The sequence below is a fragment of the Pseudomonas sp. 05N434 genome (genome assembly GCF_056396965.1).
In genome coordinates this window covers 1-3,944 of record NZ_JBFTMK010000474.1, presented here as the reverse complement: position 1 = coordinate 3,944, position 3,944 = coordinate 1, and the positions used below count along the sequence as shown (strand labels likewise).

Below are 3,944 nucleotides of genomic sequence, written 5' to 3'. Positions count from 1 at the left end.
TTACAGAACCAACCCAATCGCTATAATCGTCGCCCTGACACGCCGGTATAGCTCAGATGGTAGAGCAACTGACTTGTAATCAGTAGGTCCCGGGTTCGATTCCTGGTGCCGGCACCACATTAGGCTCCATTGCATTCCACCGAATGCTCTGGAAGCCCCGAAAACCCGCCCTTTGGCGGGTTTTTTCGTTCCAGGACCCTCTGTCGGGATCCAACAAAATCCCCCTTCCCCGAGGGTATGTTAGGGGTACTGCGATTTCCCGGTCAGGAGCGCGTACCCCTATGCCACGTCTAGCGATCCCCCTCAGCGACCTGCAATGCCGCACGGCCAAAACCCGCGAACGCGCCTACAAACTGTTCGACGGCGGCGGCATGTACCTTTTCGTCAAACCCAATGGCGTGAAGACCTGGCGCTTGAAGTACACCAAGCCCAGCGGCAAGGAAGGTACGCTCATCATCGGCAATTACCCCATCGTTACCCTTTCCGTCGCACGACGTAAGCGAGACGAAGCCAAGGCGTTGCTGCTCGACAACCTCGACCCAATGGAAGAAAAGAAGAAGGCCAAGATCGTAGCCCAGCGGACGGCACTGCTTTTCGAAACCGTTGCTCTGGAGTGGCACGCCGACATGTCCCGTCGCTGGACCGAAGGACACGCAAAAACCGTGATGAGCCGACTGCGTACCCACGTCTTCCCCCTGATCGGCCAACGCCCCATCGCTGAACTCGATACCCATGACCTGCTAGAGATCACCCAGCGCATCAAGGAACGCGGCACCATGGATGTGGCGTTAAGGGTACAGAACTACTTATCCACCATCATGCGCGGGGCCAAAAGGGCTCGGCAGATCACCATGAATCCTGCACTGGATCTGGCAGGCTCGATTCACGCGCCGCGCACAGTCCATCGCCCGGCCCTCTCCCTCAACCGCCTACCCGAACTGTTACACCGTATCGACAACTACAACGGCCGTGAACTGACGCGCCTTGCCGTGCTGCTGACTCTGCATGTGTTCGTCCGCTCCAGCGAGCTGCGCTTCGCTCGATGGAGTGAGTTCGACTTCCAACGCGCCATGTGGGAAATCCCCGATACACGCGCACCGATTGAAGGGGTACGCAACTCCACGCGCGGGACCAAGATGAACGGCGACATTCAAATGGTTCCGCTATCGCCGCAGGTCATCGAAATACTGGAGCGCCTGCGCAGCCTCAGTCGTTTCTCAGAGTTAGTGCTACCGGGAGACCACAAGTACTGGAAGCCCATGTCAGAGAACACGGTGAACACCATGCTCCGCAACGTCGGCTATGACACTAGCAAGGACGTGTGCGGCCACGGCTTCAGGACTATGGCCTGTAGCGCCCTGCTGGAGTCCGGGTTATGGACCGACGCAGCCATCGAACGACAAATGAGCCACAAGGAACGCAACCGCGTGCGTGCCGCGTATATCCACAAGGCCGAATTCCTCGAACAGCGCAGGCTGATCATGGCGTGGTGGAGCAACTACATCGACGCCAACCGCCATGGGCATGTGACACCCCACGAATTCGCTCACCCAGTCGGTGACAACATCACGGCCCTACAAAATAGCCGTGGCGCATCCAAACGTGGGTAAGCCTGTGAGATCACCGTTGTCCGCCCTTCCACGCGGGTCCATCCAAGCGGGGCTGCAAAGCAGCCCTGCTTGGATGGACCTCATTTAAAAAATCTAAAGCCCACGCAAATTGTCTGTGGAAAACCATAGATTTCCACCGGTGGATAATTTCATCCACAGCCGCAGAATTCTCGAAAATTCGAGCCTTGACCCAAATTATCCACAGGCGTAGAAAAGATCGGGCAAAGCGCTGTCGTTGACAGCAACCCAGGTAGCCAGAACCTTTAAGGCTACGCCACACCGTGGTGGTTCTCCCAAAGTGCGATTAGCGTCCGGCGGCTCGCACGGTCACAGCGATGTGATGGATGCCTACTTTTACCAGTGTGCCCACTGTGGCAACTTCCCCCTTTCATAGCTGCCCTGCAGCAACCTATCCGCTTGATCATTTCATTGCGCCAACCTGCGCCCGTCTCTTTCTCCCGGAAAGAGACGGGCGCTCCTACCACTGCTGCAGCCTACCTCGTACAAGGCATTGCGGCATTTCCCCTCGTGACAATCGGCGTGACAAACACCGAAGTCACCAGCAACAGCGATGCMGATGATGGTGCCGCAGYCCACGGAATGGACTGCACCTGACTGACAGTCAGGCATGCCCCGGTCATCGCYTCACTGCCTTCACCYRACTCAGGATCTCGCGGCGCYGGTCTCGTCAGCCAGCGYAGCCTCCACCCGCCCACKTCTTCGGAAGTGTTCAGGAGRYCAGATCATGAGATGCCCAAGCTCCCGGCCGTAAGGAGCCGCCAGTCCCGCGTRAGTGGACAACCCTCACAGGTCGCAGGGGCCTTGATCCCTGATAACACTCAACATTCTTGGCGGGATGACGTGGGGAAAAGCTTCAACGTTTTGGCTTCGAGAGGAATTTGATCATGRCACTGGTGGGTCGACGGGATGGACGCAATTTTGGCTATGGACGGCAACTGAGTTATGCCGGGCCACAGGCATTGAAAGATCTGTTTGGCGGTGGGCATTACGGCACCGTCAAAGCACACAGTGAGCGCTGGCAGGCGTTTGTGCGCTGGTGTCGCTCGCAGGATGGGCCGGGGTTTAACGATGCGCGGCAGATTAATTGGCAAACCTTGCTGGACTACGCCAGACATCTGCGTCAACAAGTTGAACAAGGTGAGCTAGCCATCGCCACTGCGCAAAACCGGTTGTCCAGTGTGAATCGGACCATGGCCGCGCTTCGCGGTGATCAGTATGTGAAAGCGCCGAGCCCGAGTAAGGCGCTGGGAATGCGGCGCACCAGTGTTCGTCGTTCAGTGCCGCAAGGCCAAGACCGCGAACAGGTGAAGCGGATCGTAGAGGTGCTTTGCGATAACCAGCAGCCGCGCGTCGCGGCCATCGCTCAGTTAGCGCGAGCCACCGGTATGCGCTTGCGCGAAGCGATTTTGGCCGACCTTCCCCGTCTAAAACGTGAAGCCAAGCAATTCGGCAAGATCAACATCCAGGACGGCACTAAAGGTGGCCGTTCAGGCGCGTCAGCACCTCGTTGGATTACGGTAGATGATCATATTCGTGACGCACTGAGGTTTGCCGAAAAGGTCTCGCCCGACGATAGCCGCAACTTGCTTGCACCGAACGAACGCTACCTCGATTTCTTGCAGGGAATCGTCCGCCCCGCACGGGACATCCTTCATCAGCACAACCTCAAAGGCTTCCACGAACTGCGGGCAGCCTACGCGTGCGAACGCTATGAGCAAATCACTCGACATTTTGCGCCCATCTACGGCGGCAACTGCTACCAGCTCGACCGACACCTTGATCAGGAGGCCCGACTGCAAATCAGCTATGAGCTAGGACATAGTCGTATCGACGTGGTGTCGGCATACATCGGTGGCCGAGTATGAGCAAGCCATTCGATATTGAGCTGTTCTTGGCGGGCATCTTGACCGGGTCACATACTACACGCCAGCGCCACCTTCGTCAGGCGAAGACTATCCAAACAGCTATCGCTGAACGCTGGCAACGCGACAATCCATGGACTTGGCAGAGAAAACATCTTGCGTGGTTTTTGAATCACCACTTAAACCAGCACACTGAATCGACGCGCTATTACTATTTGCTGACCATACAATTGCTCACTCATCGCCTAGGAAAACTCTGGCAATTCAACCGCTAAGCGGAACCACGCTGAGAGCCGGCTATCCGGCCCAAGCATCACCTGATGTGCTTGAAAGAGAGTCAAACCGGCGGCATCGAGCGAGCCAAATGATGACATTCTGGGGATCTAGGGGGGAGGCGTAGGGGACTGGAGGGGGAGAAATGTTTGCAATTTGCTTAGCGCTTGCTTAACAT

General features: G+C 56.9%; 3 protein-coding genes and 1 tRNA gene. All 4 read left to right on the top strand.

Annotated elements, in window-relative coordinates; genetic code table 11:
- The first annotated feature begins 41 nt into the window (after positions 1 to 41).
- Positions 42 to 117: transfer RNA gene (locus AC1DLB_RS23730), tRNA-Thr, on the top strand.
- A 164-nt stretch (positions 118 to 281) separates the two neighbouring features.
- The gene (locus AC1DLB_RS23725) at positions 282 to 1,610 is read left to right on the top strand and encodes a tyrosine-type recombinase/integrase (RefSeq protein WP_477744121.1); all 1,329 of its coding nucleotides are present in this window, start codon (positions 282 to 284) and stop codon (positions 1,608 to 1,610) included.
- Between the two features lie 905 nt (positions 1,611 to 2,515).
- Positions 2,516 to 3,496, top strand: a complete 981-nt coding sequence (locus AC1DLB_RS23720; protein WP_477785745.1) for an integrase domain-containing protein — start codon at positions 2,516 to 2,518, stop codon at positions 3,494 to 3,496.
- The gene (locus tag AC1DLB_RS23715) at positions 3,493 to 3,768 is read left to right on the top strand and encodes a hypothetical protein (protein ID WP_477744119.1); all 276 of its coding nucleotides are present in this window, start codon (positions 3,493 to 3,495) and stop codon (positions 3,766 to 3,768) included. The genes AC1DLB_RS23720 and AC1DLB_RS23715 overlap by 4 nt, the downstream gene beginning before the upstream one ends.
- Positions 3,769 to 3,944: the final 176 nt, after the last annotated feature.